Raw genomic sequence first — 2,668 nt, forward strand, 5'->3', positions numbered from 1 at the left:
AAGCAGAAGGCCGCGCAGAAGGCCGAAGAGGAAGCCGAAGAGCGCAAGGCGGCCCAGGAGACAGCCAGCCGCTCCGCCACACGCGACGCCTCCAGCTTCCCGGTCCAGAACTCCTACACCGTCGCGCAGATCCAGGCGATGGCGCGTCAGATCGTGGGCGCAGACCAGTTCCAGTGCTTCAGCAACATCGTGGACCACGAGTCCACCTGGAACTATCAGGCGGTCAACCCTTCCGGTGCCTACGGTCTTGTCCAGGCATACCCCGGCTCCAAGATGTCGAGTGTGGGCGCCGACTGGCGGACCAACCCGGCCACGCAGATCAAGTGGGGCCTCAACTACATGAACCAGAGGTACGGCAGCCCCTGTCAGGCCTGGTCGTACTGGCAGGCCCACCACTCGTACTAAGTCGCGCGTCTGTCCGAGCGCGACCGCTCACCCTCTCGGGGCCCCGTGCCGTCTCTTCGGTGAGGGGCTCCGATGCTTGATGCCGGGGGCCTTCTATGCCCGCCAAGCTCTGTTCGCCGCCCTCGAGCAGGCGAAGAAGAACGGCTTCGCCCGGCGGAACAAGCCGAAGCGGCGAACCCGGCTCGTGTCGCGCGACGGCCGCGACCCGCTCGCCCTCGATGCGGCGATCGACGGCTGACCTGACGCGCAGTATTGGGCCAGGTCCGGTCGCCTTTGTGACACGCCACCGCCCACTGCACAAGAAGGCGCCGTCCAGCCCAACGTCGGTGTTCCGGGCCTCGCTCAGCCGCTGGAGTTGCGGCAGCAGCCGGTAGAGCGAGTCGGCGAAGACGACCTCGTTGAAACCCTCGGACAGCAGCTGCGGTGGGAATGGACCATTGCTTTGTGCTGCCGGTGGACAGTGTCGTCCGGCACGGTCCGGTTGGCCGGCCGCGGGCTCTGGCGCTCGACACAGACGGAGGCGGGGGTGGTGACCATGACCGCGATGGCGGGAATGTTGTGCCGTTCGACGGCGGTGACCAGCGGCTCTCGGGTCGCCCTGGTGACGTTCGTGGCGTCGACCACCGTGAACAGCCGCCGGGTCATCCGGCACTCCAGGAGCAGGTGCAGGGCATCGACCGCGCGGCTATCGCTTCCTGGTCGCCCGGGTCGTAGCTCACAGCGCCGCGCAACGCGTCCAAGGACAAGACCTGTGCGCGGTGCCGCCCTCCCCAGTCGTCATTCGGGTCGCGATCGAAGCGCAGGATCCGCAACCGTAGGGCTCCAGTTGGTTTCGTTGGTGGGAGTGGGCAACGTTTGTCGATGGTTTTAGAAGCCGTTGTCTTTCCGGATGTGATCACTGAGTTTCCGCTGCTCAGGCATGGTTCCGGTGTCGTCGTGGGAGCGTTCGGGCGATGAGTTCGTCCTCGACGATGCGGAGGTGGCCGGTGGCGTCGGTGATGGGTTTGCTGGAGGAGCGGGAGGCCGCTGCCCGGGTGCGGGTGGAGGAGCTTCAGGCGGAGGCGGACCGGATCCTGTCCGAACTCGCCGCCGCCGAGGCGGTGTTGGAACGCCGGGCGATCGCTCGGGTGGAGCTGGCCGAGGCCCTGGCCGCTCCCGGTGATGCGGTGGATGCGGCCGTGCCGGAGGCGCCGGAGCCGGTGCCGACGGCCAAAGCGATGAAGGTCCCGGTCGCGAGGTCGATCGTGCCGCACTTCGGGGAGGGGATGACGGTGGAGGCGCTCGCGCCGGATTACCGGCGGATCGTGGAGCTGGTGGAGTCCGGTCCGGAAGGCGGTGAGGGGGTTTCGGCGAAGGAGATCGCGTCCGGGCTCGGGCTGGAGTTGGTGCCGGCGAAGATCGAGGGGGTGCGGTCCAAGGCGAGGCGCCTGGCTGAACGGGGCTGGCTGGCCGTGTCGCCGTCCGGACGGTTCACGCCGAGGCAGCCCACCGTGACTGTTCCTGTCGCCGCCGGGAAGCCGGGCGGGCGAGGCGACGGCTGATGAGCATGGCCTGCGAGAAGTAGATGAACGCCTCGCTGCTGGCGGGCAGTGTCTCGAAGTCCCGCACCAGGCGGCGCGAGCGCATCAGCCACCCCAGCGTGCGCTCTACTACCCAGCGTCTCGGGAGTACCACAAACCCCTTCATGTCATCGCTGCGTTTGACGATCTGCAGCGTGAGCTGGAGTTTCTCCTTCGCCCAGGTGGCCAGGCGGCCGGTGTAGCCGCAGTCGGCCCACACCAGCGTGATCTTGTGGAACCGTGCCCGCAGGCGGGGCAGCATGACGCGGGCGGCCTGGCGGTCGGTGACGTCGGCGGCACACACCAGCACCATCAGCAGCAGGCCCAGGCAGTCCGTGATGACGTGTCGGCGCCTTCCGTTGATCTTCTTGCCGCCGTCATAGCCGCGTGAAGCGGCGGGCACCGAGGCGGCGCCCTTGACCGACTGCGAGTCGATGACCGCCGCGGTTGGCTCCTGATCCCGGCCCTCGGCCTCGCGGGCCCGGCCGCGCAGCCGGTCGTGGAACTCCTTGACCAGGCCGTGCTCCCGCCACCTGCGGAGTGAAGTAGGCCGCCGACGAGGTGCCCGTGGCCCGGGTCCTTTTCCGACGGCCCCTTCCCGAACGGTGCGGGCTAAGGGCTGTCCCGTAATCCCCGGTGGATCAGCGCGCGGCGTCAGATGCGGTGCATCGCAAGGCGGAGGGTCGTCCTCATACTGGGCGTAT

General features: G+C 68.3%; 5 protein-coding genes. 3 read left to right on the forward strand and 2 right to left on the reverse strand.

The window, feature by feature from the left end:
* Window positions 1–405: aggregation-promoting factor C-terminal-like domain-containing protein (locus ACWGI8_RS42785; protein ID WP_453668869.1), on the forward strand; the 405-nt coding region annotated here is incomplete at its 5' end.
* 79 nt (window positions 406–484) lie between these two features.
* Entirely contained in the window at window positions 485–643 is a 159-nt protein-coding gene (locus ACWGI8_RS42790) for a hypothetical protein (protein ID WP_453668870.1), read from the forward strand.
* 104 nt (window positions 644–747) lie between these two features.
* Here ACWGI8_RS42790 and ACWGI8_RS42795 read toward each other — a convergent pair whose 3' ends face one another.
* Complete coding sequence (locus ACWGI8_RS42795; RefSeq protein ID WP_453668871.1) at window positions 748–1,050, reverse strand: AAA family ATPase; 303 nt, start codon at window positions 1,048–1,050, stop codon at window positions 748–750.
* A gap of 308 nt (window positions 1,051–1,358) precedes the next feature.
* On the opposite strand from ACWGI8_RS42795, the gene ACWGI8_RS42800 reads away from it, so the two are divergent.
* On the forward strand, window positions 1,359–1,946 hold the full coding sequence (locus tag ACWGI8_RS42800; RefSeq protein ID WP_453668872.1) for a hypothetical protein: 588 nt from the start codon (window positions 1,359–1,361) through the stop codon (window positions 1,944–1,946).
* Here ACWGI8_RS42800 and ACWGI8_RS42805 read toward each other — a convergent pair.
* Window positions 1,876–2,668, reverse strand: a 793-nt coding sequence (locus ACWGI8_RS42805) for an IS5 family transposase (RefSeq protein WP_453668873.1), incomplete at its 5' end; no start/stop codon positions are given. The genes ACWGI8_RS42800 and ACWGI8_RS42805 overlap by 71 nt on opposite strands.

The sequence above is a fragment of the Streptomyces sp. NPDC054841 genome (genome assembly GCF_053611045.1).